Origin of the sequence: Lunatimonas lonarensis, assembly GCF_000390185.1 — a bacterium.
GTDB classification, from domain to species: domain Bacteria; phylum Bacteroidota; class Bacteroidia; order Cytophagales; family Cyclobacteriaceae; genus Lunatimonas; species Lunatimonas lonarensis.
In genome coordinates, this window is record NZ_AQHR01000022.1 from 116,122 (window position 1) to 139,390 (window position 23,269).

The window sequence follows — 23,269 nt, forward strand, 5'->3', positions numbered from 1 at the left end:
AGCACTTGGAGACAGGGTTTCCAAGTGCTTTTTTCGTTTACAACCTCCTTGGTTTGGCAAAAAATGATATTTTTGTAACTCTATGCTATCTAAAAAGACCAAATACGCCTTCCACGCCCTTATCTATTTGGGGAAAAATCAGGAACAAGGAGCGATTTTAATTCAGGAAATTTCGGAGAAATACGGGATTTCCCACAAGTTTCTTGAAAACATCTTGCTGGAACTCAAAAAAGCCGGCTTTTTGGGCAGTAAAAAAGGAAAGGGAGGAGGTTACTACCTTATCAAAGAACCACACGAAATCCCTCTTTCCCGTGTAATCCGTTTGCTGGACGGCCCTATTGCCCTTCTTCCATGCGTCAGCCTGAATTACTATGAACCCTGTGAAGAGTGCGAAAACCAGGACACCTGCGGCTTAAACAAAGTGATGGCAAATGTACGTGATGAAACACTCAAAATACTGGAAATGAAGACACTACAAGATATTTTGGAAAAAGAGTGATTTTTTTCTTCCATTTACTCTATAATTTTTGTAGGTTTTGTATACTTTTGTAATGTATTGCCATTTTGTAAGCGTGGGCTTGTTGGTTTAGGGCGAGGCTTTTACCAATTGCAACGTTGACATGGCCATACAGCAACTGTTTACACCAATTGTTACCTATCATGGCGGAAAAGAAACAACTGGACGATCTTTCGGAACGGATACAGCAAATCGGGATCGCGGATGGTTTTCGATTGCTTTGTGACCTACATCCCGGGAAGGTGGTGTTTTCAACCTCCCTTGGCCAAGAGGATCAGGTCATCACAGAAATAATTGCCAAAAACCGATTGCCGGTGAAAATCTTCACGTTAGACACGGGAAGGCTTTTCTATGAAACCTATGACCTATTGGCGAAAACAGTGGCCCGATACCAGGTAGAAATCAAGACCTATTACCCTACAACCGATTCGGTGGAAAAATTGGTCGCGGAGGTGGGAATTAACGGCTTCTACGAATCGGTTGAATACCGGAAAAGCTGTTGCCATGCCAGGAAAGTAGAACCTCTGAAAAGAGCACTTGCCGGGAACGAAATATGGGTAACAGGCCTTCGGTCCGAGCAGAGCCCAAACCGGCAAAAAATGAAAATGCTGGAGTGGGATGCTGCCAATGGCATTATCAAGTATAATCCCTTGCTGGATTGGAGTATGGGGCAACTGTTGGACTATATCCAAGACCACAAAATTCCGTATAATCCATTGCATGACAGAGGGTTTGTAAGCATTGGCTGCGCTCCCTGTACCCGTGCGATTTCGCCTGATGAGGACCCAAGGGCCGGCAGGTGGTGGTGGGAAGCATCGCAAAAAGAATGTGGGCTCCACGAGGCAGCTCCTGCCATCGAAAAATAAATCAATCCATTTTATCTTTAGACGTACCTAATCAACACCATACTATCATGCAAAGCTTCAGAACTGAGATAGAAAACCCCGTGGTAGAACGGGACATCATCGAGTTGGAGAAAAAGATTTCCCTGTTCCGTACCGGACAGATAGACGAGGAGAAATTCAGAAGCTTAAGGCTAGCCCGTGGCATTTACGGACAGCGCCAACCCGGTGTACAGATGATCCGGATCAAGCTGCCCTACGGGAAAGTCACTTCCGAGCAATTGCACCGAATCTGTAAAGTTTCGGATGAGTACTCTACAGGTAGACTACATATAACCACCCGCCAGGATATACAGATCCATTACGTCAGCCTGGACAGAACACCTGCCCTCTGGGCAGAACTGGATAAAGACGACGTGACCATCCGGGAAGCCTGTGGAAACACCGTACGAAATATCACCGCATCTGAAACCGCGGGAGTGGATCCCCGAGAGCCCTTTGACGTAACGCCCTACGCAGATGCTGCTTTCCGGTATATGCTAAGAAATCCCGTCGGCCAAGAAATGGGCCGGAAGTTCAAGATCAGTTTTTCTTCAAGCGAAGAAGACACCGCGCTTTCCTATCTACATGACCTGGGATTCATCGCCCAAATCAGGGAGGAAAACGGGACGAAGGTGAGAGGTTTCAAGGTATTGCTCGGGGGGGGGCTTGGGTCTCAGCCGCGACATGCCGACGTTGTTTACGAATTTCTTCCCACCGATCAACTGATACCCTTCATAGAGGCCGTTGTGCGTGTGTTTGACCGGCACGGAGAGCGGGCCAAGCGAATGAAGGCGCGCATGAAGTTCCTGATCAGCGGTATAGGACTGGAAGCCTTTATGCAACTGGTAGAGGAGGAAAAAACCGCGCTCCCTTTCAAGACCTACCCGATAGATCATGAAACGTACGAAAAGGCCCAGACCCTCCCCAACCCTCCTTCGGTAGAAGTAGCCGAACCTACGGACGAATCCTACCTAAAATGGCGAAAAACCAACGTATTTCCCCAAAAACAGCCCGGTTTCTACACATTGGGAATTCGGGTTCCTCTCGGCGACTTCCGAACCGATGTGGCACGTAAGCTAGCAGACCTGGTAAAAACCTATGCCAATAACGAAATACGTTTTACCCTTCGCCAAAACATAATCATCCGTGATGTAAAAGAATCGCTCATCGCGTTCTTTTACCAAGAACTCAAAAAGCTGAACATGGCAGCTTTTGGGTACAATACCACGGGCGATATCACTGCCTGCCCGGGAACGGACACCTGTAATCTCGGCATTGCGAGCAGCACAGGAGCGGCCGTAGTGTTGGAGGAGCTTATCGCAAACGAATACCCTCAATACCTCTACAACAGTGACCTGACCATTAAGATTTCGGGATGTATGAATGCCTGCGGTCAGCATAATATGGCTTCGATCGGATTTCAGGGAATGTCCATAAAAGCAGGTAAACTGGTACTGCCCGCCCTTCAAGTCCTACTGGGAGGGGCTACCCTAGGCGGTGGTCAGGGTATCTTTGCTGACAAAGTCATAAAAATCCCAAGCAAACGTGGCCCCGAGGCATTGAGGGCACTGCTGGATGACTACGAAGAACATGCACAAGCGGAAGAAGCATTCCATGAATACTATCAGCGTCTAGGCCAGATGTATTTTTATGAATTGCTCAAGCCGCTTTCCAGCACAGACAACCTAGCTCCCTATGATTTTGTCGATTGGGGCAATGAGGAAGAGTACGTAAAAGCAATCGGTGTAGGAGAATGCGCCGGGGTCGTCATTGACTTGGTCGCTACACTCCTGTTGGAAGCCGAAGAAAAGCTAAGCCTGGCACAAGAAAGCCTGGCAGAGAAAAAGTGGTCTGACGGAATATACCATACTTACGCAGCGATGGTGAACGCAGCCAAAGCAATTCTTACCTCTGAAAGTATTAACACCAACAGTTACGCGAGTATCATCAGTTCCTTTGATGAGCACTTGGTTTCATCCGGAAAGGTATCCCTAGGTAGCACCTTATCCGACATTGTCTACCAGATAAAGACAAACGAACCTACCGAAGCATTTGCCCAAAACTACCTAGAGGATGCTCGACGTGTGTTTAGTGGGATCAACGCCTTTCGGGAAAAAGAAGTAAATGCCTAATGGAACAAGCAACACCAAAAGTTACACTGGTAGGTGCGGGTCCCGGAGACCCGGAATTGATTACGCTAAAGGGTGTCTTGGCACTCAATAAGGCCGATGTCGTCCTTTATGATGCCCTCATCGCCCCTGCACTGCTGCAACATGCACCCGAACAAGCCCTCAAAGTTTTTGTCGGCAAGCGAAACGGAAGCAGAATGAACCCGCAGCAGGACACAAACGAGTTATGTGTACATTATGCCAAAAAGTATGGGCACGTGGTTCGGCTCAAGGGTGGAGACCCCTTCGTTTTCGGTAGAGGAGCGGAGGAAATCGATTATATCCAGCGTTTTGGTATCCAAACTGAGGTGATCCCCGGAATATCCTCCTCTGTGGCGGTGCCCGCATCGATGGGCATTCCCGTCACCAAAAGAGGTGTTTCTGAAAGTTTTTGGGTCATCACGGGAACCACTTCATCGGGCCACTTATCGGCCGATCTCAAACTAGCGGCGCAGTCCACTGCCACGGTGGTAATACTAATGGGTACCGGCAAGCTAGAAGAGATTGTAGAAATATACCAACGCCTGGGGCTGGGCCAGCTTCCGATTGCGTTGATTCAGAATGGCACCACCTGTGAAGAAAGAGTGGCTGCCGGAGTCATTGACGACATCGAGCACAAGGTCGCAGAACGCCAACTATCGTCACCAGCTGTCATAGTGATCGGAGAGGTAGTACGTGAGAGCGTTAAGTTGATGGAAATCTACCAGGAGGCATTGGTGAACAACCGATTTGCATCCTAATGACGGAATGGCATGAACGAATTGTATCCTGTATTCTTGAATGTCTCGAACCTGAACACGCTTCTGGTGGGGGCAGGCTTTGTTGGACTAGAAAAACTCACTTTCCTGCTGAAGTCCAGCCCCAACGCGCGGGTTACCGTCCTTTCGAAGGAAATATCGGAACCAGTAAGGGAATTGGTTGCGCAAAGGGACAACATAGAACTCATTGAAGATGCCTATCATCCGGACTACCTGAATAACCGACACTTGGTAATCGCTGCGACCAACTTCCCGGAGGTGAACAAAACGATCTACCGAGATTGTAGGGAGCGGGCCATTTTGGTAAATGTCGCTGATACCCCCGAGTGTTGCGACCTTTATTTGGGTGGCATTGTAACCAAAGGAAATGTAAAAATAGCAATAAGCACCAATGGTAAGTCACCCACCACCGCCAAAAGGCTCAGACAGTTGCTGGAGGAGGTTATCCCCGAAGATATCAACGAGATGGTCGAAAATATCCACAAGTACAGAGAAACCCTGAAAGGAGACTTCGAATACAAAGTAGAAGCACTAAATAAACTCACCGAGGGCCTGATCCAAAAAAGAGAAACCGTCTAAAACGAAAAAGAGGGGAAGTTATCCCCTCTTTTTCGTTTTCTTATCTTCTTTGATTTTGGTAATGTAATTTTTAATAACTCGAATTCGTTGTTTTTCGGGCAGCAAATCCCTCTCAAACAACCCGTCAATACTCCAGTACATTTAGTTGATTATTTAGGTTACGTCTAAATATAAGACGAATTCTCAACTAAATGGTTGTTTCATTGAAAATATTTTAATGTTATTTTTACAATTCTCACTTTTTAAACCATCAGCGGTACCCTGTTACCCATTGTAAAAAAGAGAAGAATGGGTTACTTTTCCCAAAAAATCACATACTTCCTTCATGGCAACATTTGACCTATACCTAGACCTAAAGGGTATTTTTGAAAACCAAAAGGAAAAAGCCTTCGAGCTGCGCTCTGGAGATCAGCAGGACCGCATAGAAAAGCTTCGTGCATTACAGTCCTGGATAAGGACAAATTCACAGGAAATCCGAGACGCTACCTTTCAGGATCTGGGTAAACCGGGACCTGAAACCGACCTTACCGAAATATCCATGGTTTTAGGAGAGATCTCCCATGCCATCCGTCACCTTGATAAATGGATGAAACCCAAAACGGCGCCAAACCCCATCCATTTCACGGGTACAAATGCCTACGTTCAACCGGAACCCAAAGGACGTTCGCTTATCATCTCTCCGTGGAACTACCCCTTTAACCTTACCGTCGGGCCATGGGTATCGGCCATTGCAGCCGGTTGTACCACCATCATCAAACCTTCCGAGTTTTCCCCGGCCACTTCCGCCTTGATAGCTTCAATGGCGTCGTCGTTATTTTCACCGGCGGAGGCGTCTGTAGTTCTAGGTGATGTGCAAGTAGCTAAACGCCTCCTAGAACTCCCATTCGATCATATATTCTTCACCGGCAGTCCCGGGGTGGGAAAAGAGGTGATGAAAGCTGCTGCAAATAACCTTTCATCCGTTACGCTAGAACTCGGCGGTAAATCCCCTGTAGTAGTAGATGCAAACAGTGACCTGGATAAAGCTGCCCTTAAGATTGCCTGGGGCAAATCGATCAACTGTGGGCAAACCTGTATTGCTCCTGATTATGTATTGGTAAACAAATCAATTGAAAGTGCTTTTTTGGAAAAACTTGCAGCTGCTTTCGAGCAACTATTAAACCCACGCAACAAAGGAATTAGAGCTAGCAACAGCTATGGGCGGATTATCAATATGGCCCATTGGAACCGACTCAAACAGCTTATGGATAACGCCGTTACCGAGGGGGCCAAAATCACCTATGGAGGAGAGGGTCAGGAAACCGAAAAATACTTTGCGCCAACGATACTTTCCTGTGTAGATCAGAACATGCAGGTGATGAATGAGGAATTATTCGGCCCCTTACTTCCCGTAATAGGATACGATGATCTAGATGAGGCAATCAATGTAATCAACGGTAAACCCAAGCCCTTGGCACTGTATGTGTTCTCCCGAAACCGATACCCGGTTCAGCAACTGGCCCAAAAAACCAGCAGTGGAGCCCTAGTGGTCAACGATTGTGCAGCCCATTTTGGGCATCCAAATCTTCCGTTTGGAGGGGTAAACAACAGTGGTATCGGCAAGGCCCATGGCTATCATGGCTTTATAGCCTTCTCCAATGAAAAAGCGGTGTTTCAGCAGTCGTCGCGAATTGACCTAATAAAGACCCTCTACCCACCTTATACGCTCAAAAAACAAAAACTTATACGCTTGTTCAGCCGGTTTTCCTAGCGAATTAACAATCATCCAAACTTGCCAAATACATCTCGGCCTGCTGTAACAGTTCCTGCTTGTTTTGCATGCGGTCCAGCGTTCTGTATACAAAACCAATACGTGGGTTTTTCTCCAGTAGGGGTCGGTTTCTTTCATAAAATGCCCAATAGAGACTGTTAAATGGACAAGCGTTAGCTCCTGTTTTTTTATCTTTTTTATAAAAACAGGTCCCGCAATAGTTGCTCATTTTTGAAATATAATTCGCTGACGAGACATAGGGCTTTGTACCCACCAGCCCACCGTCGGCAAATTGACTCATACCTCTGGTGTTGGTGATCTCCACCCACTCGATCGCATCTATGTAGATGCCAAGGTACCACCTATCCACCTCGTCCGGATGCACCCCGGCGAGGAGGGCGAAATTTCCCGTTATCATCAAACGCTGGATATGGTGGGCATAGGCACATTCCAACGACTGCTTTATGGCATGCTTCAGGCAATTCATCTTTGTATCTCCGGTCCAAAAAAAAGAGGGCAGTTTTGCTGTATGCCCGAAGTAGTTCCGCTCCGCATATTCCGGCATCGTAGCCCAATAAACCCCCCGCATATATTCCCTCCATCCTAGAATCTGCCTTATAAATCCTTCTATTCCGGCTAGTGGATAAGCCTGAGGCCGCTGACGCCATAGAGATTCCACCTTTCTGATCACCTCCATAGGTGACAGCATTTTGGTGTTCAATGCAAAGCTCAACTTGCTATGGTAAAGATAAATGCTTTCCGTATGCATCGCATCCTGGTACTTTCCAAAGTGCGGCAACAGTTCTTCGCAAAAATAATGTAGCGACTCCAGGCTTTGCCGCCTATCTATAGGCCAGTCCAAGCCGGTTGCTGGAACTGAGCCGATGGTATTTACCCCACTCGAATCCAGAAGTTGCAGCAGGTCGGCGACATCATTGGCAAAACCTTTTCCCTCCGGCACCTCGCTTACGGCTGCGATTGCTTCCCGGTTCTCTACGTCAAAATTCCAACGATCTCCTATGGGTTGATCTCCGTTCACCAATACTTGGTAGTGCTTGCGAAGCTCCCTGTAGAAGCTCTCCATCAAGTAAGTCTTTTTCCCGGCAAAAAAAGTCTGGAGAAACGACCTATCGGTAATAAAATGCTCGGTATCCTCTACCTGCGAGGGAATACCAAGCTTCTTACAATAGTCATGGAGCTGTTTGTCCAATCTAAATTCATCGGGCAGCAAATACCTAAACGCAGTGAAACCTTCACGGGAGATTATCCAATCCAGGTTTTGTGTAAGACTTTGGGCATTTGCCGGATCATCCAATGTAAGGTACATGCAACGATGCCCTCCTTCGGCCAAAAACCGGGAAAAAGAACGCATCGCTGAAAAAAACGCCACTACCTTTTGGACATGGTGTGTGACGTAATCCGTTTCCTGGCGCATTTCCATCAGCAGAAAAACAACTTCGGGATCCGGCTCCGAAAACCAGCTGTGCTGATAATTTAACTGGTCACCCAAAATCAATCGTAACTCTTTACCCATATGCCTTAACCAAAGATGTAGGCATATAACCGATTTCGAGGAGGGAATTGTTTTAGCGGCTGCCTGGCAAAACGGCCTGGCAACCGCAAAATACTAGAAGAAACCTAAAAAATATACGTTTACACCTAATCAGTGAATACCGAATTTTCGGTGTCGAGCAACTCGATGTACTCGCCAAAATACAGATTGAAGGTACGAAACAGATGAATGTTGTCTTTTGCCTTTAACTCGTTCAATACCTTATCGCAATCCATTCCCAATGCGCCGCACAGGGTTTCGGCATATTCCAACAGATCCTCCGCAATCCTATCGGCATCTTTTTGATCTAACTGGACTTGCATAATTGCCTTTGATTTTACCGCCATCAGTGACATACTCCTTTTTGATTTTAAAACTCCCATACGAATCAATCCCTACCTATCCCAATCAGATGACAGACCCTACCGATTTCGGCGCTTGGCCGGTTCAGTGCGTAACCGCCAAGCACTAACAACGGCACAATCAACCGCCGATTCTAATTACTTTTTTGCTTTACAGATAAATTTTTATGCATTTCAATTGTTGGAATATTATTTTTTGTTTTTGAAATACATATAAATGAAATTTTTACTTTTCGTTGTTATTATATAATGAATAAAATATTATTCTATTACACAACTTATTCTTCGAAAATTTTTCCGCTAATTTTTCAACGGGAGGGCAAGTACAAATAAGAAGCTTCAAAGGCAAAAAAAAAGCGGGTCAAACAAACCCGCCATTATCTTTAACAAACAAATATAGATTCACAAAAAAAGGCGACACGTATCACTTCAGCCTTCGGGCAAGAAAATCTAGAATACCAGATCGGTTTGGTTGCGTAGTATGTCCGCAAAGGTTTCCCGCTCGCGGATGAGGTAATCCTTGCCTTCGAGCAACAGCACCTCGGCCGGTCGGAGACGGGAGTTATAATTTGAAGACATGCTAAATCCATATGCTCCGGCATTTCGTATCGCCAAAAGATCCCCTTCCTGAACCTCTTTTAGCTTTCTGTCTGCCGCAATGGTATCTGTTTCACAAATATAACCAACTATGGTATACACCCGCTCAGGCCCAGACAGCTTAGAGATGTTGACGACGTCATGGTATGCATCGTACATCATGGGACGAATTAGGTGGTTCAGACCTGAATTTACCCCCACAAAAGTAGTGGCAGGAGTGGGCTTAACTACCGTGGCCGTGACCAACAGGTATCCGCATTCGCTCACAAGAAATTTACCGGGTTCAAACCATATCTCCAACTCTCTCCCATAAGCTGTACAAAACTGCTGAAACGCCCTGGAAACCTTTTGTCCTACATCCAACATATCAGTGGCGATATCGCCTGGTTTGTAGGCGACCTTAAAGCCACCTCCAAAATCCAAAAATACCAGGTCCTTAAACTCTGTGGCAGCTTCAAAGAGAATTTCGGCACCTTTCAGAAAAACGTCGGCATCCAAAATATCGGATCCTGTATGTACGTGCAGACCCACCACCTTTAATCCATAAGCTTCCACTACCTTATGGACGTGTTTCAGCTGTAGGATGGAAATCCCAAATTTGCTATCTATATGTCCCACGGAGATCTTGGCGTTTCCACCTGCCAAGATATGCGGATTGAGCCGAATGCAGACCGGGACATCGCCACCATAGCTCGTCCCAAAATGTTCCAGCATGGGAATATTGTCAATGTTGATCATCACACCAAGCTGCACGGCCTCTTGGATTTCCTCGAAGGACACACAATTCGGCGTGTACATAATCTCCTGCGGCAAAAAACCAACATGCAGGCATAGCTTTACTTCTTCTATTGACACGGCATCTACACCTGTGCCCGCTCCTTTCAAAAGTTTAAGTATATTGATATTCGAGAGTGCCTTGGTCGCATATTTGATCTTAAGGTTTACCCCGGCAAAGGCTTCCTGTAGGGTTTTTACCTGATTAAGAATCTTTTCCCCGTCGTAAACATACAACGGTGTGCCATATTTTTGGGCTAGGTCTGTCAGCGCTACGCCTTGAATTCGGTAGGCCTGTTCGGTTAATTCCATGAATTGAGTATTGAATCGGCAAATATAGGTATTGCTGTTAAAAATAGTTAAGAAACTCCCATTCTTTAAGCTATCCATTAAATTTGTATAATGTCAAAAACCAGAATAAACGCGATCATCCTGGCCATGTCCTTTGCGACCCTAGGCCTCATTGCGTTTCAGTTTTATTGGGTTGGAAACGTGCTGAAAATCAACCGGGAACGTTTCCAGCAGAACGTATCCCAAGCGTTGATGGCGACGGTAGACAAGCTTGAAAAAGGAGAAACCAGTGATATCCTACTCAGTTCCCTCATGGTCGATACGATATTTCAGCAGACCCTTTTTCAGCCAATCGAACCCATTCAGCTACACGTACGAAGACATCAGGTAGCCATAAGGAGACCCTCAATGGTTGATTCGATGTTCAGTTATCCTTTACCTCAGATCTCTCCCACATTTCAAAAAATGATTGCCACCAAAGAAGGGGAGCTGAATGACCCGAGGGTGCTGGCAAAATACCTGGAATTAACCCCCGCAGACGCTTCCTCCCTTTTCTCCCCGGATGAACTGGTTATTTTCCTCCAGGAAAAAGAAAAACACCTGGAATACTTAAGCAATCAGGATCAACACGTCAATAAACGAAATTTCGCTTCCTATAGGCAGGAAGTTATACTGGAAGAATACAACGTATCGCGGGATGTAGCAGAGAAAATCGTCCGGGCCAATATGAAGATTGGCTTGGTGGAAGGAGTAATCCATCAGCTCCTCAGCCAAAGCCAACAAAATATATTGAGCAGATTAGACACCGTGATGGTAAAACAGGAAATCCGGGAGCAGCTCCTTAGGAGGGGAATCGACACCCCGTTTGCCCTTGCTATCTTGGAAAACAACGAGGACTTAATTGGCATAGGCCCCGTGGATGACCTAAAACTTTTGGCCGAAACGGGCATACGAGCCGAGCTCTTCCCCAGCGATCTGGTAGGCCTGACAAACTTTTTGGTAATCAGCTTTCCTTATGAAAAAAATTACCTGTTGCAGCAAATCTGGATACCCCTGCTCAGTTCGCTGCTGTTCCTCGCAATTATCATTTATTGCTTTATCTACGCCATAAGGGTGATCTTTCGACAAAAGATGATATCCGAAATCAAGAATGATTTCATCAACAACATGACCCATGAGTTCAAGACACCCATATCGACCGTAAGCTTGGCGATCGAAGCACTGCAGGATCCGGAAATCGGACAAAAAGACCATTTCCGAAGCCGCTATTTGGGAATCATCAAAGAAGAAAACAGAAGACTGGGGAAACAGGTAGAGCAGGTCCTTCAGGCCGCAGCACTGGACCGTAAGGAATTCACGCTTAAATTTGAAAAAATAAACCTTATAAAACTCATCGAAGAGGTACGGTCCCACATTGGGCTGATCGTGGAAAACAAAGGGGGAACCATACAAATCACCTCCCACCTACGCCAACCCTATCTGGAAGCGGATGCGTTCCACCTCGCCAATATTCTGAACAATCTACTGGACAATGCCAACAAATACTCTCCAGAGAAACCCACCATTCAGATTACGCTGATAGACGCTGGCGGAAGGATAAATATTGCTATACGCGACAACGGCATAGGAATGACCAAGGACGCCCAGAAAAAAATCTTCGACAAATTTTACCGAGTACCTACCGGCAACATCCACGATGTAAAGGGATTTGGACTTGGACTGTCCTACGTAAAAACCATGGTAGAGGCACACCATGGAACTGTACAGGTAGAAAGTGAACCTGGTAAAGGAAGCCTATTTACCATAAACCTCCCGCTAACCCAATGAGTAAAACGAGAATACTGCTGGCCGAAGACGATCCTAACTTAGGGGATATCCTTCAGGAGTACCTTACCATGAAAGGATACGACACCACCTTGTGCAGGGATGGAGAGGATGCTTGGAACCGCTTTAAAAAAGATACGTTTCAGTTGTGCATTTTGGACGTAATGATGCCCAAAAAGGACGGATTTTCGCTGGGAAAAGAGATAAAAAAAATTGAAGAAGACCTGCCCATCATTTACCTAACCGCAAAAAACCTAAAAGAAGATGTCATCTCGGGCCTTAAGATCGGTGCCGATGACTACATTACCAAGCCATTTAGTATGGAGGAGCTACTGCTCCGGATTGCGGCAATTCTCCGGCGTACCCAAACGAAAACAGAAAGCAAACCACTAAAGACCTACACCTTTGGTGGTTTCACACTCCACTACGACCGTCAGCTTTTGGAAAGTAATACCGGAGAACATAAGCTCACTTCAAAAGAAAACGAGCTGCTCCGATTACTTGCTTCAGAACTCAACCAAACCGTAAGCCGCTCGCATGCGCTCAAGCTGATCTGGGGAGACGATAGCTACTTCAACGCCCGCAGCATGGACGTCTACCTCAGCAAAATAAGGAAGTTACTAAAGGACGACCCTAAGGTGCAAATTATCACCCTCCATGGCGAAGGCTTTAAATTGGTCGAAACCGGGGGTTAGAACCTTTCTTTTTGAGGTATCAATTGGTTTATTCGTCTGCCCCTTTGTATTTTTATAAATCCGAGCGTCAGGAGATGCCCGGTGGGAGGCTTAAAAACGTACAAAATTCACCGTCCGACAAACGACCTCCTGCCGGGCATCTACCTGCTGAAATACCGTTGTAAACAGGTTAACTATCCGACTATATGCCAAAAACATGCATCCTAACTGAAGAAGCCCCCACCCCTATTGGGCCCTATAGCCAGGCGGTAATAGCCGGGAACACCTTATATCTTTCCGGCCAAATTGCGCTGGACCCGGTCACAGGCGAGCTGGTGAACGACAACATAACCGAGGAAACACACGCAGTGATGAAAAACCTGGAGGCAGTATTGCGCCACGCAGGTTACTCCTTTCAAGATGTAGTAAAATGCTCGATATTTATCAGGAATATGGATGAATTCACCACCATAAACGACGCCTACGGGATGTACTTCAAGTCAAATCCTCCGGCCCGCGAAACCGTGGAAGTCAGCAGGCTACCCAAAAATGTCAACGTGGAAATTTCCTGCATTGCGGTAAAAAGCTAAACTTTACCTCCCTTCAAAAGTTATTACACCGTGAATTGGCTACCCTCCCATAGCGAAGTTATCGTATCTCCCTTATCCTCCTCAGAGATTGTAAGAAAGGTCTCTATGGTCACAAAACAGGTGGATTTTCTTGATCCCTCTTTTGCCAAACCAAAGGAAGAAAATCTACTTTTCAATGGGACGGTATCCAGTAATCGGTTTCGTATATCAAAAATAATCACCCGTGCAGACAGCTTCCTTCCATTGATCGTAGGCAATATTGAGTCAAACAAACATGGAAGCATCGTATTTCTTGAGTACAGGCTGTTTCCAGGAGCCCGATTTTTCTTGGCTTTTTGGCTAATCGTCTGCATGCTACTTGGTTTTTTCTTTGCCTGGGTAGGAAAGGATCTATCCATGTCTTCACTTTGCTTTTTGGGAGGATTGGCAAACTGGCTTTTTTCCGTCTCCAATTTCAAACGAAAAGTCACAGAATCCAACGAACTGCTTCATCGTCTCCTTGAGCAGCCGATCAAAAACAAAAGCTGAAAATGGCTATCTGACAAGGTGCTACATGTACAGTTTTTCGGAACCAATCTATGGATTATGCCGGTGAGGTTGTAATTTAGCCTCCCGAAACGATGTCTTGCTAAACCAAACCACTTATGGAATACCGAATAGAACACGATACCATGGGACCCGTTGAGGTTCCCGCACAGAAATATTGGGGTGCACAGACCCAGCGTTCAATCAACAATTTCAAAATAGGCGGCCCAAAACACCAAATGCCACTGGAAATCATCCACGCTTTTGCCATTTTGAAAAAATCCGCGGCGTTGACCAACGCAGATCTAGGTGTATTGGATCGCCAAAAAGCGGAAATTATCGCGGCCGTATGCGATGAAATCCTGGCTGGAGACCACGATGATCAATTCCCGCTCGTGGTGTGGCAAACAGGATCCGGCACTCAGTCCAATATGAACGTCAACGAGGTGGTCGCAAACCGTGCCCATGTACGAATGGGAGGTACCCTCGCGGACGCGAAAAAAAGCATCCATCCCAACGACGACGTGAATAAGTCCCAGTCATCGAATGACACCTTCCCAACCGCCATGCATATCGCCGCTTACCAAATGGTGGTCGGCACTACTATTCCCGGCGTGGAAAAGCTGAGGGATACCTTGAAAGAGAAATCCGAAAAGTTCATGCATGTGGTTAAGATCGGCCGCACCCACTTTATGGACGCTACCCCCCTCACCCTTGGGCAGGAATTTTCCGGGTATGTGGCGCAATTGAACCATGCGTTGCGCGCCATCAAAAATACCCTTCCCCATTTGGCGGAGCTGGCACTTGGAGGCACAGCAGTGGGAACAGGACTAAACACGCCGAAGGGGTACGCTGAGCAGGTGGCCGCCAAGATCGCCGAACTGTCGGGAAATCCCTTTGTGACCGCTCCCAACAAATTCGAATCCTTGGCAGCCCACGACGCGATCGTAGAAACACACGGTGCCCTAAAACAACTGGCTGTTAGCTTAATGAAAATTGCCAACGATATCCGAATGTTGTCTTCCGGACCGCGCTCAGGCATAGGAGAAATCCTAATTCCCGAAAACGAGCCCGGCTCTTCCATTATGCCCGGCAAGGTAAACCCAACCCAGTCTGAGGCCATGACGATGGTCTGCGCGCAAGTGATCGGAAACGACACCGCAGTCGCAGTGGGTGGTGCAAATGGTCATTTTGAGTTAAATGTGTTCAAACCAATGATGATCAATAACCTGCTCAGCTCGGCGCGACTGCTTGGGGATGCATGTGTTTCTTTTAATGACCACTGTGCTGTAGGGATAGAGCCCAACGATACCTTTATCAAGCGGCATCTGGAAAATTCACTTATGTTGGTGACCGCATTGAATCCGCATATCGGCTATGAAAATGCGGCCAAGATCGCCAAAAAAGCCCATAAAGAGGGGACCAGTCTCCGTGAAGCCGCCCTAGCTCTCGAGCTCCTGACCAACGAACAGTTTGATGCGTGGGTAAAACCTGAGCAGATGATTGGCGGGTTGTCCTAAAAAAACACCTATGGGTGCGGGAAAATCCCGCACCCCTTTTTCTTCAAAAACTGGATATTTACCTTTAAAAGTAGAATTGTTACGGTTTTTTTGTAATTTGTAGGCATTACGTTCGTTTTTCATCTTACCTCGAAAAAAAGTTATGCCTATGCGCTTTCTCAAGCCCCTTCTTCTCCTTTCACTGGCGGCAATGTTTTTTCTCGCCCCAGACCAGGCAAATGCCCAGCTCTCCAAACAGGAACGAAAAACTTGGAAAAAAACCAAACGAAAGACTAGTCCCGAAGAATTCAAAAGATTGGTCGACGAAAGGGCGGTTTTCGCGGCAAAGGTAGACTCCCTAACCCAAGAGACAGCAAGGCTATCGCAGGCACTTGGAGGAAAGGAGGCAGAGGTGAACCGCCTCCAAAGCGACCAAAAACTACTTGAACAACAGATAAACGAACTAAAGCGACAGCTTGCCAGTGAAGTTGAAAAGAAGGAAAATGAATCCCCTTGGGATAAGGGAGTGGCTTTCCGGGTGCAACTAGGAGCGTTTAAAGGCCATGACATAAGCGATTTGGTAATAGACAGTCCTGATTTGGAACTTGTAAACGAGGATGGCTTTACCAAATACGTGCTGGGCCAATTTAGATCCTATCAGGAAGCGGACAAATTGAAGCGATACCTACGTAAAATCGGCTTTCCTGAGACCTGGATTGTCCCATACAAAGATGGTAGACGGGTTCCTTTGGAGGAGGTATTGGAGGTGGCACTGAAGGGTGATTGAGGGTACGCGGAAAGTTATTGATCGGTTTTTTTATTTTTTTCAGGCAAATTATAATCCTAGGCAAGTACAGCCTAAGGACTAATCTTTCGTAATTTCGCCCTATGGATTTTAGGTGGAAAATCAAGCAAAAAGCAAGTCCCAGCGAGGTTGAGCACCTCAGTCAAGAAATCAATGTAAATCCTACACTTGCCAACATGCTGGTAAACAGAGGTGTGGTAGATTTCCAAACCGCGAAGGACTTTTTTCGCCCCGACTTGGACAAGCTCCACGATCCATTCCTCATGAAAGACATGGAACTGGCGGTAGACCGGATTATCCGAGCGATCGAGGAGGAAGAAAAAATTCTCGTGTACGGCGACTATGACGTAGACGGCACCACTTCTGTTGCTTTGTTTTTTGGTTTCCTGAAGGACTTTTACGACCGGGTAGATTACTATATACCGGACCGCTATAAGGAAGGGTACGGGATTTCGGAAAAAGGCGTTAGGTTCGCCGCGGAAAATGGCTTCAGCCTGGTCGTTTCGTTGGACTGTGGCATTAAGGCACTGGACAAAATCGATTTGGCCAATTCGCTGGGGGTAGATTTTATTATTTGTGATCACCACACCCCAGGTGAGCATTTACCAAAGGCTATCGCTATCCTTGACCCAAAACGGTCAGATTGTCTATACCCCTACAAAGAACTGAGCGGTTGTGGTGTCGGATTTAAGCTAATTCAGGCATTTTCCCAAAAAACAGGCAGGAGTCCAAGTCATTTATACGGCTATTTAGACCTACTTGCCGTCAGCATAGCCTCTGATATCGTACCCATCACCGGCGAAAACCGAGTCCTCGCTTTTTACGGCCTAGACCGTATCAACAACAATCCCCGCCCCGGACTGAAAGCACTTATTTTAAAAGGTAAGGTCGAAAAAGACATCAATATTACCGACATTGTGTTTAAGATTGGCCCTCGTATCAACGCATCAGGACGGATTGAACATGCGAAGGCATCCGTGGAATTATTACTTTCCAAAGATTTGGAGAGTGCCATACGGCGGGCAGAGCTTGTGGAGGATGTGAATGCTACCCGAAAAAACGTGGACGAAAACATCACTCGGGAAGCACTACAGATGATCGAAGACAGAGAAGCTGTAGGCAGGTACCGGACTACTGTATTGTTCAAAGAGGACTGGCATAAAGGCGTCATTGGTATCGTAGCTTCCCGTTGCATTGAAAAATATTACCGCCCCACTATCATCCTGACAGAATCAAACAACAAAGCCACCGGAAGTGCCCGTTCGGTTTACGACTTTGACATTTACGAGGCGATCCAGGAGTGCAGTGACCTGCTCGATCAGTTTGGAGGCCACAAGTATGCAGCAGGTCTAACGCTCTCGGTAGGAAATGTGCCCGCCTTTCAGGAGAAATTTGAGCAGGTGGTTAGTACCCGTATCAAAGAAGAACACCTAAGACCCACACTGGAGGTTGACGATGAACTGCTACTCGATCAGATCAACTACAAGTTTTTCAATATCCTGAAGCAGATGGCTCCATTTGGTCCAGGAAACCCTGAACCCGTCTTCTGCGCAAACCAAGTGTACGCAGACAATGTACGAATACTAAAAGAAAAGCACCTGCGCTTTGAAATCGTCCAAGATGGCCAATTGACGCGACCCGTTTGCATCGGGTTTGGCTTCGGCAAATACTACGACTTTCTGAATAGTAAAATGAGGTTCAATATCGCCTTCGAGGTACGTGAAAATACCTTTAGAAACACCAGTACCTTGCAGCTTTACGTAAAAGACATCAAATTTGACTAGCCCATGATATTGAAAGCCGAACATCTCATCAAGGTATATAAGGGCAGAAAAGTGGTTAACGATATTTCTGTAAAAGTAGAACAGGGAGAAATCGTCGGGTTACTAGGCCCGAACGGTGCCGGCAAAACTACTTCCTTTTATATGATTGTCGGATTGATCAAGCCCAACGGGGGGAAAGTTTTCCTCGACCAAGCCGATATAACCCCACTTCCCATGTACCGAAGGGCAAAGCTCGGAATCGGCTACCTGGCTCAAGAAGCCTCCGTATTTAGAAAGCTTTCTGTCGAAGAAAACATACTTGCCGTACTGGAGATGACCAAGATCCCCAAAAAGGAGCAGAAAGAAAAAGTCGAAAGTCTTCTGGAGGAATTCAGCCTTACCCACGTCCGGAAAAACCTCGGAATGGTTCTTTCTGGGGGCGAACGCCGCCGTACCGAAATAGCCCGTGCACTCGCCGTGGATCCAAAATTTGTGCTTCTTGACGAACCCTTTGCAGGAGTGGATCCCATTGCCGTAGAAGAAATCCAATCCATCGTTGCCAAGCTGAAAAACAAAAATATCGGTATACTCATAACAGACCACAACGTAAACGAAACTCTCTCAATTACCGATAGGGCCTACCTCATGTATGAAGGAAAACTGCTTAAATCTGGAACCGCAGAGGAATTGGCAGCAGACGAACAAGTGAGAAAGGTATACCTTGGCAAGCATTTTGAGCTTAAGAGAAAAATCTAATCCCTAAGAACTATGGAAGTGATAAATTCACTGATGACTTGGATTTTGAAACACCGCATCCGCCAGATCGAGCGGTTCAAAAACAATCCTTTCGAAGTCCAGGACGAAATTCTCCTAAAGCTCATCAATACAGCCAAAAAGACGCAGTTCGGAAAACGACACGGCTTTAGCCATATTTCCTGCTACGAGGACTTTGCCCGTCAGGTTCCTACACACGACTACGAAGCCATAAAACCCTTTATCGAGCGAACGATGAAAGGTGAACAGAACGTTCTGTGGCCAACCGAGGTCACCTGGTTCAGCAAATCCTCCGGTACCACCTCCTCCCGGAGTAAATTCATTCCAGTCACCGAGGAATCGCTGGAAGAATGCCATTACAAAGGTGGCAAAGACATGCTCTCCCTGTACATCAACAACTACCCGGACACCAAACTTTTCACCGGAAAGAGCCTGTCTATCGGAGGAAGCCATCAGATCAACCACTTGGACGCGAACAAAAACAGCAAATACGGGGATATCTCTGCGGTGATCATGCAAAACCTCCCCCTTTGGGCACAATTGGCACGTACACCAAGCCTCGAAACCGCACTTATGGATGAATGGGAGGCCAAGATTCAAAAGATGGCAGAGGAAACGATCAGGGAAAACGTGACAAGCCTAACCGGGGTACCCACTTGGACACTGGTGCTACTCCAGCGGGTATTGGAAATGACCGGCAAGAAAAACATTTCCGAAGTATGGCCAAATCTGGAAGTTTTCTTTCATGGAGCGGTAGCATTTGGGCCGTATAGGAATATCTTCAAGGCATTGATCCCTTCTGCTGGCATGCGGTACATGGAAACCTATAACGCATCTGAAGGCTTCTTTGGCATACAGGACCAAAAAAATTCCGACGAACTGTTACTAATGTTGGACTACGGTGTGTTTTACGAATTCATCCCCATGGATGAATGGGAAAAGGAGACCCCCCACATCATCCCGCTTGAGGCGGTCGAAAAAGACAAAAACTATGCGCTCCTCATCAGCACCAATGGTGGCTTGTGGAGGTATAACATTGGCGATACGGTCAAATTCACGTCGACACACCCCTATCGCATCAAGATCTCCGGGCGTACCAAGCATTTTATCAATGCTTTTGGTGAAGAGGTCATCGTTGAAAACGCCGAGCGCGCCATTGAACTGGCCTGCGAGGCCACGGGCGCCAGTCTTACCAACTTTACCGCCGCTCCCATCTACTTTGAAGAACACAAAAATAAGGGTGCACACGAATGGGTGATCGAATTCTCGAAATATCCCTCCGATGAAGCGTCCTTTAAAGACCTATTGGACAGATACCTCCGTGAAATCAATTCGGATTACGATGCCAAACGTTACCATGACATGGTTCTCCAAATGCCAATAGTCCACTTTGCCCCCACAGGAACATTTGAGAATTGGCTAAAATCACGTGGCAAACTTGGCGGACAAAACAAAGTTCCCCGCCTCTCCAACAACCGAGATTATATCGACGAAATCCTTAAATGGATATAATACCATTTTAGGAAATTTTGACCATTAGCCGCGGAATAAAAAGCAAGGGGCGGTAACAAATTAAGCCAAAAAATTCTATCGAATCGAAGACCAATTTCCGAAAAAAGTAGCCCCCATGGCCTCCAAATCGGCATTGAAAAAAACAAGCTTTTTTATCCACATTTATCCACATTTATCCACATAACATTGAGGTAATGTGTTAATTATTTGTTTTTCAATAGGTTATGATCTTATTTGAAAAATCCAATCTGTGGATAACCACTTGGGATTGAGAAGCTAAACATTTTCGGGACGTAAAAAAACGGATTTTAACCGCTTTTAATTGCCGTTTACGCACACAAAAAAGACTCTTGAACCGAAAAGCATTTTTTTGCCGTTTCTCCTACACTTATCTGACCTCAAAATCATTCCAAGCATACACGAACCATTCACTGTATAAAGCCAACAGATTGCGTGGAGACAATGGATCACATTGCGTAATAACCAAATCAGTTTGAAACCAACCCTACTCTTCCTTTGCTTGTCTTTTGGCACGCTCCCAATAGACATCCATCTCGGAGAGCGTCATCTCATCCAGTCGTTTGCCATCCTTAGCTGATTCCCTTTCCAGGTATTGGAATCGCTGTATAAATTTTCGATTGGTGCGTTCAAGCGCTTCTTCGGGATTAATATCAATAAAACGGGAATAGTTGATGAGCGAGAACAGCAAGTCACCAAACTCAGCAGTGGCTTCCTCCCGGTCAATCTTCCCATTTTCCGCAGAATGAGCAAGCTTAAACTCAGCCATCTCCTCCTCCACTTTCGCCCAAACCTGCCTAGGTTCATCCCAGTCAAAACCTACTCCCCGCGCTTTTTCCTGGATACGCATGGCTTTGATAAGCGCTGGAAGAGACCGGGGCACACCTCCCAATACCGACCGGTTTTTTTGTCCCTTTTCCTGTAGCTTGATCTTTTCCCAATTTTTCTTTACCTCCTCTTCATCGACTGCATTTACATCCCCATAAATATGTGGATGCCTTCGGATCAATTTATCGTTCAGACTGTTGATCACATCCGCGATATCAAAATCCTCGGTTTCTGAGCCGATTCGGGCATAAAAAACGATATGCAGCAAAATATCCCCCAATTCCTTCTTGACCTCGTGCAGGTCTGCATCGAGAATGGCATCGGAAAGCTCAAAGGTCTCTTCAATCGTCAAATGCCGAAGGCTTTCAAAGGTTTGCTTCTTGTCCCATGGGCACTTCTCACGCAATTCATCCATGATATCCAGTAATCGGCCAAAGGCCTCCAGCTGGGATTTCCGCTCGGGTTTGCTCGACATAGGTTTTCGGGAAACTATTCAGAAAGTACACACGTTTTGAAAGTAATCCGTAAATTTGTGGAAATATATTTGATATGGCAACTGTATATCTCACGCTAGGCTTTATTGCATTGTTTTTCATCTTGATGTCCGTGAGGCTTATTTTCCTGAAGAATGGAGAGTTCAAAGGAACCTGCGCCTCCCAGAACCCCTACCTAAATAAGGAAGGGGGCACCTGCGGCTATTGCGGCAAAAAGGTGGAATCAGGAGATGCCTGCGGCAACCCAGGCAATGAGGTCGACAAAGTGTTGGCCAAATTCAAATAACCTGCTTACCTATTTTTAACGGCACTATAAATCAGTTTTTGTGGCATTAATCAAATCTATTTCCGGGATCAGGGGAACTATTGGCGGCAAAAGTGGAGAAGCACTTACCCCTATTGATATCGTAAAGTTTGCATCCGCATTTGGCTCTTGGGTAATTGAGCAATCCAATAATCCAAAGATCGTCATAGGAAGAGATGCGCGGATTTCAGGCCAAATGGTATCCCAACTTATCACGGCGACCTTGCAGGGGCTAGGGGTGGAAGTGATTGACTTGGGGCTGAGCACCACGCCTACCGTCGAACTGGCAGTTCCCCTTGAAAAGGCTGGCGGAGGAATCATCATAACCGCAAGCCACAATCCCATTCAATGGAATGCCCTAAAGCTACTCGGAAATACCGGCGAATTTATCAGTGATGAAGATGGAAAAAAGGTGCTTGCAAAAGCTGAAAACCTTGATTTTTCTTTTGCTCCCGTTAAAAAGCTCGGGAGATATACAGCCAAAGAGGATTATCTGGACAAGCATATTGAGCATGTGCTAGGCCTGGATCTGGTAGATGTAAAAGCGATCGCCGCAAGGAAATTTAAGGTTGTCGTCGACTGTGTAAACTCCACAGGTGGTATCGTCATTCCGAAACTTCTAAGGGCATTAGGGGTGACTGTCGTAGAGGAACTTTTTTGCGAGCCCCACGGGGATTTTCCCCATAATCCCGAACCACTCCCCGAGAATCTCCGGGATATCGCCAAAAAGCTTGAAAATGGAAATTTCGACTTGGGGATTGTTGTAGATCCGGATGTAGACCGGCTGGCTTTTTTCTGCGAGGACGGAAGTTTTTTCGGAGAAGAATATACGATAGTAGCCGTAGCAGACTACGTGCTCTCCCAGACTATAGGGAATACAGTATCCAATCTGAGTTCTTCGCGGGCCCTGAAAGACATCACGCTGCGTCGGGGCGGCGAATATCACGCCTCTGCCGTAGGCGAGGTAAATGTGGTGCACAAAATGAAAGAAGTGAATGCCATTATTGGCGGGGAAGGAAACGGAGGTGTCATTTATCCTGCCTCCCACTACGGCCGGGATGCGTTGGTCGGCATAGGTCTATTTCTTACCCATCTCGCTAAATTTGGCAAATCGGCAAGTCGCCTGAGGGCAACCTACCCCAATTACTATATCTCCAAAAACAAGATCGAGCTGACTCCAGACATCGATATGGATCGTATCCTAGATGCGATCAAGCTAAAGTATAAAAAGCACCAAATCATAGATATAGATGGTGTAAAGATCGAGTTTGAAAAGGAGTGGGTGCACCTTCGTAAATCCAATACAGAGCCCATCATCCGAATCTATTCTGAATCTGACAGCCAAGTAACCGCCGAACACCTGGCAAATAAAATCATATTGGATATCAAGGAGGTGATCACATCATCTCTCTAACGCCTTTAGCGAC

General features: G+C 46.3%; 21 protein-coding genes. 17 read left to right on the forward strand and 4 right to left on the reverse strand.

Features of this window, described 5'->3' with window-relative positions:
• Positions 1 to 82 precede the first annotated feature (82 nt).
• From ADIS_RS03155 to ADIS_RS03180, 6 genes are all read left to right on the forward strand, one after another.
• The gene (locus ADIS_RS03155) at positions 83 to 499 is read left to right on the forward strand and encodes an RrF2 family transcriptional regulator (protein WP_010852858.1); all 417 of its coding nucleotides are present in this window, start codon (positions 83 to 85) and stop codon (positions 497 to 499) included.
• 161 nt (positions 500 to 660) lie between these two features.
• Positions 661 to 1,383, forward strand: coding sequence for a phosphoadenylyl-sulfate reductase (locus ADIS_RS03160; protein ID WP_010852860.1), 723 nt, complete (start codon positions 661 to 663; stop codon positions 1,381 to 1,383).
• A 47-nt stretch (positions 1,384 to 1,430) separates the two neighbouring features.
• Positions 1,431 to 3,533: a HEPN domain-containing protein gene (locus ADIS_RS03165; RefSeq protein ID WP_010852861.1), complete on the forward strand. Its 2,103-nt coding sequence runs from the start codon at positions 1,431 to 1,433 to the stop codon at positions 3,531 to 3,533.
• A complete protein-coding gene (cobA, locus tag ADIS_RS03170; protein ID WP_010852862.1) occupies positions 3,533 to 4,309 on the forward strand; it encodes a uroporphyrinogen-III C-methyltransferase in 777 nt (258 codons plus the stop codon). Before ADIS_RS03165 ends, cobA begins: the two co-directional genes overlap by 1 nt.
• A gap of 12 nt (positions 4,310 to 4,321) precedes the next feature.
• Positions 4,322 to 4,906, forward strand: coding sequence for a precorrin-2 dehydrogenase/sirohydrochlorin ferrochelatase family protein (locus ADIS_RS03175; protein WP_010852863.1), 585 nt, complete (start codon positions 4,322 to 4,324; stop codon positions 4,904 to 4,906).
• 325 nt (positions 4,907 to 5,231) lie between these two features.
• Complete coding sequence (locus tag ADIS_RS03180; RefSeq protein WP_010852865.1) at positions 5,232 to 6,656, forward strand: aldehyde dehydrogenase family protein; 1,425 nt, start codon at positions 5,232 to 5,234, stop codon at positions 6,654 to 6,656.
• Positions 6,657 to 6,660: 4 nt separating this feature from the next.
• Here ADIS_RS03180 and ADIS_RS03185 read toward each other — a convergent pair whose 3' ends face one another.
• From ADIS_RS03185 to lysA, 3 genes are all read right to left on the reverse strand, one after another.
• On the reverse strand, positions 6,661 to 8,190 hold the full coding sequence (locus tag ADIS_RS03185) for a cryptochrome/photolyase family protein (RefSeq protein ID WP_035804485.1): 1,530 nt from the start codon (positions 8,188 to 8,190) through the stop codon (positions 6,661 to 6,663).
• Positions 8,191 to 8,315: 125 nt separating this feature from the next.
• The gene (locus tag ADIS_RS03190) at positions 8,316 to 8,531 is read right to left on the reverse strand and encodes a hypothetical protein (RefSeq protein ID WP_238325364.1); all 216 of its coding nucleotides are present in this window, start codon (positions 8,529 to 8,531) and stop codon (positions 8,316 to 8,318) included.
• Between the two features lie 489 nt (positions 8,532 to 9,020).
• Positions 9,021 to 10,253, reverse strand: coding sequence for a diaminopimelate decarboxylase (gene lysA / locus ADIS_RS03195; protein ID WP_035804486.1), 1,233 nt, complete (start codon positions 10,251 to 10,253; stop codon positions 9,021 to 9,023).
• Positions 10,254 to 10,343: 90 nt separating this feature from the next.
• On the opposite strand from lysA, the gene ADIS_RS03200 reads away from it, so the two are divergent.
• The 9 genes from ADIS_RS03200 (at position 10,344) to ADIS_RS03240 (ending at position 20,198) form a co-directional block, all read left to right on the forward strand.
• Entirely contained in the window at positions 10,344 to 12,059 is a 1,716-nt protein-coding gene (locus ADIS_RS03200) for a sensor histidine kinase (RefSeq protein WP_010852870.1), read from the forward strand.
• Positions 12,056 to 12,751 (forward strand): response regulator transcription factor, encoded by a 696-nt coding sequence (locus tag ADIS_RS03205; RefSeq protein ID WP_010852871.1) that lies wholly within the window; start codon positions 12,056 to 12,058, stop codon positions 12,749 to 12,751. The genes ADIS_RS03200 and ADIS_RS03205 overlap by 4 nt, the downstream gene beginning before the upstream one ends.
• 185 nt (positions 12,752 to 12,936) lie before the next feature.
• Positions 12,937 to 13,320, forward strand: coding sequence for a RidA family protein (locus tag ADIS_RS03210; protein WP_010852873.1), 384 nt, complete (start codon positions 12,937 to 12,939; stop codon positions 13,318 to 13,320).
• A gap of 105 nt (positions 13,321 to 13,425) precedes the next feature.
• Positions 13,426 to 13,848, forward strand: a complete 423-nt coding sequence (locus ADIS_RS03215) for a hypothetical protein (protein WP_010852874.1) — start codon at positions 13,426 to 13,428, stop codon at positions 13,846 to 13,848.
• A gap of 116 nt (positions 13,849 to 13,964) precedes the next feature.
• Complete coding sequence (gene fumC / locus ADIS_RS03220) at positions 13,965 to 15,365, forward strand: class II fumarate hydratase (RefSeq protein WP_010852875.1); 1,401 nt, start codon at positions 13,965 to 13,967, stop codon at positions 15,363 to 15,365.
• 148 nt (positions 15,366 to 15,513) lie between these two features.
• Positions 15,514 to 16,131, forward strand: a complete 618-nt coding sequence (locus ADIS_RS03225) for a hypothetical protein (protein WP_010852876.1) — start codon at positions 15,514 to 15,516, stop codon at positions 16,129 to 16,131.
• Positions 16,132 to 16,232: 101 nt separating this feature from the next.
• Complete coding sequence (gene recJ / locus ADIS_RS03230) at positions 16,233 to 17,933, forward strand: single-stranded-DNA-specific exonuclease RecJ (RefSeq protein ID WP_010852877.1); 1,701 nt, start codon at positions 16,233 to 16,235, stop codon at positions 17,931 to 17,933.
• A gap of 3 nt (positions 17,934 to 17,936) precedes the next feature.
• Positions 17,937 to 18,668 (forward strand): LPS export ABC transporter ATP-binding protein, encoded by a 732-nt coding sequence (gene lptB, locus ADIS_RS03235; RefSeq protein ID WP_010852878.1) that lies wholly within the window; start codon positions 17,937 to 17,939, stop codon positions 18,666 to 18,668.
• Between the two features lie 12 nt (positions 18,669 to 18,680).
• On the forward strand, positions 18,681 to 20,198 hold the full coding sequence (locus ADIS_RS03240) for a GH3 auxin-responsive promoter family protein (RefSeq protein ID WP_010852879.1): 1,518 nt from the start codon (positions 18,681 to 18,683) through the stop codon (positions 20,196 to 20,198).
• Positions 20,199 to 20,703: 505 nt separating this feature from the next.
• On the opposite strand, the gene mazG is transcribed toward ADIS_RS03240, so the two are convergent.
• Positions 20,704 to 21,519 carry a nucleoside triphosphate pyrophosphohydrolase gene (gene mazG, locus ADIS_RS03245; protein WP_010852881.1) on the reverse strand — a complete coding sequence of 272 codons (816 nt, stop codon included), beginning with the start codon at positions 21,517 to 21,519 and terminating at the stop codon, positions 20,704 to 20,706.
• Between the two features lie 74 nt (positions 21,520 to 21,593).
• Between mazG and ADIS_RS03250 the strand changes: the two genes are divergently transcribed.
• Both ADIS_RS03250 and glmM read left to right on the forward strand, forming a co-directional pair.
• Positions 21,594 to 21,824 carry a hypothetical protein gene (locus ADIS_RS03250; RefSeq protein WP_035804488.1) on the forward strand — a complete coding sequence of 77 codons (231 nt, stop codon included), beginning with the start codon at positions 21,594 to 21,596 and terminating at the stop codon, positions 21,822 to 21,824.
• 40 nt (positions 21,825 to 21,864) lie between these two features.
• Positions 21,865 to 23,256, forward strand: coding sequence for a phosphoglucosamine mutase (gene glmM / locus ADIS_RS03255; protein WP_010852883.1), 1,392 nt, complete (start codon positions 21,865 to 21,867; stop codon positions 23,254 to 23,256).
• Positions 23,257 to 23,269 lie beyond the last annotated feature (13 nt).

Bases quoted from the DNA above. Each gene is read 5' to 3' on its own strand.
- fumC (WP_010852875.1), top strand. From the start codon at position 13,965: ATGGAATACCGAATAGAACACGATACCATGGGACCCGTTGAGGTTCCC.
- ADIS_RS03160 (WP_010852860.1), top strand. From the start codon at position 661: ATGGCGGAAAAGAAACAACTGGACGATCTTTCGGAACGGATACAGCAA.
- ADIS_RS03200 (WP_010852870.1), top strand. From the start codon at position 10,344: ATGTCAAAAACCAGAATAAACGCGATCATCCTGGCCATGTCCTTTGCG.
- ADIS_RS03185 (WP_035804485.1), bottom strand. From the start codon at position 8,190: ATGGGTAAAGAGTTACGATTGATTTTGGGTGACCAGTTAAATTATCAG.
- cobA (WP_010852862.1), top strand. From the start codon at position 3,533: ATGGAACAAGCAACACCAAAAGTTACACTGGTAGGTGCGGGTCCCGGA.
- ADIS_RS03215 (WP_010852874.1), top strand. From the start codon at position 13,426: ATGGTCACAAAACAGGTGGATTTTCTTGATCCCTCTTTTGCCAAACCA.
- ADIS_RS03190 (WP_238325364.1), bottom strand. From the start codon at position 8,531: ATGCAAGTCCAGTTAGATCAAAAAGATGCCGATAGGATTGCGGAGGAT.
- mazG (WP_010852881.1), bottom strand. From the start codon at position 21,519: ATGTCGAGCAAACCCGAGCGGAAATCCCAGCTGGAGGCCTTTGGCCGA.
- ADIS_RS03240 (WP_010852879.1), top strand. From the start codon at position 18,681: ATGGAAGTGATAAATTCACTGATGACTTGGATTTTGAAACACCGCATC.
- ADIS_RS03205 (WP_010852871.1), top strand. From the start codon at position 12,056: ATGAGTAAAACGAGAATACTGCTGGCCGAAGACGATCCTAACTTAGGG.
- ADIS_RS03225 (WP_010852876.1), top strand. From the start codon at position 15,514: ATGCGCTTTCTCAAGCCCCTTCTTCTCCTTTCACTGGCGGCAATGTTT.
- lptB (WP_010852878.1), top strand. From the start codon at position 17,937: ATGATATTGAAAGCCGAACATCTCATCAAGGTATATAAGGGCAGAAAA.
- ADIS_RS03165 (WP_010852861.1), top strand. From the start codon at position 1,431: ATGCAAAGCTTCAGAACTGAGATAGAAAACCCCGTGGTAGAACGGGAC.
- ADIS_RS03180 (WP_010852865.1), top strand. From the start codon at position 5,232: ATGGCAACATTTGACCTATACCTAGACCTAAAGGGTATTTTTGAAAAC.
- lysA (WP_035804486.1), bottom strand. From the start codon at position 10,253: ATGGAATTAACCGAACAGGCCTACCGAATTCAAGGCGTAGCGCTGACA.
- ADIS_RS03155 (WP_010852858.1), top strand. From the start codon at position 83: ATGCTATCTAAAAAGACCAAATACGCCTTCCACGCCCTTATCTATTTG.
- ADIS_RS03175 (WP_010852863.1), top strand. From the start codon at position 4,322: ATGAACGAATTGTATCCTGTATTCTTGAATGTCTCGAACCTGAACACG.
- ADIS_RS03250 (WP_035804488.1), top strand. From the start codon at position 21,594: ATGGCAACTGTATATCTCACGCTAGGCTTTATTGCATTGTTTTTCATC.
- recJ (WP_010852877.1), top strand. From the start codon at position 16,233: ATGGATTTTAGGTGGAAAATCAAGCAAAAAGCAAGTCCCAGCGAGGTT.
- ADIS_RS03210 (WP_010852873.1), top strand. From the start codon at position 12,937: ATGCCAAAAACATGCATCCTAACTGAAGAAGCCCCCACCCCTATTGGG.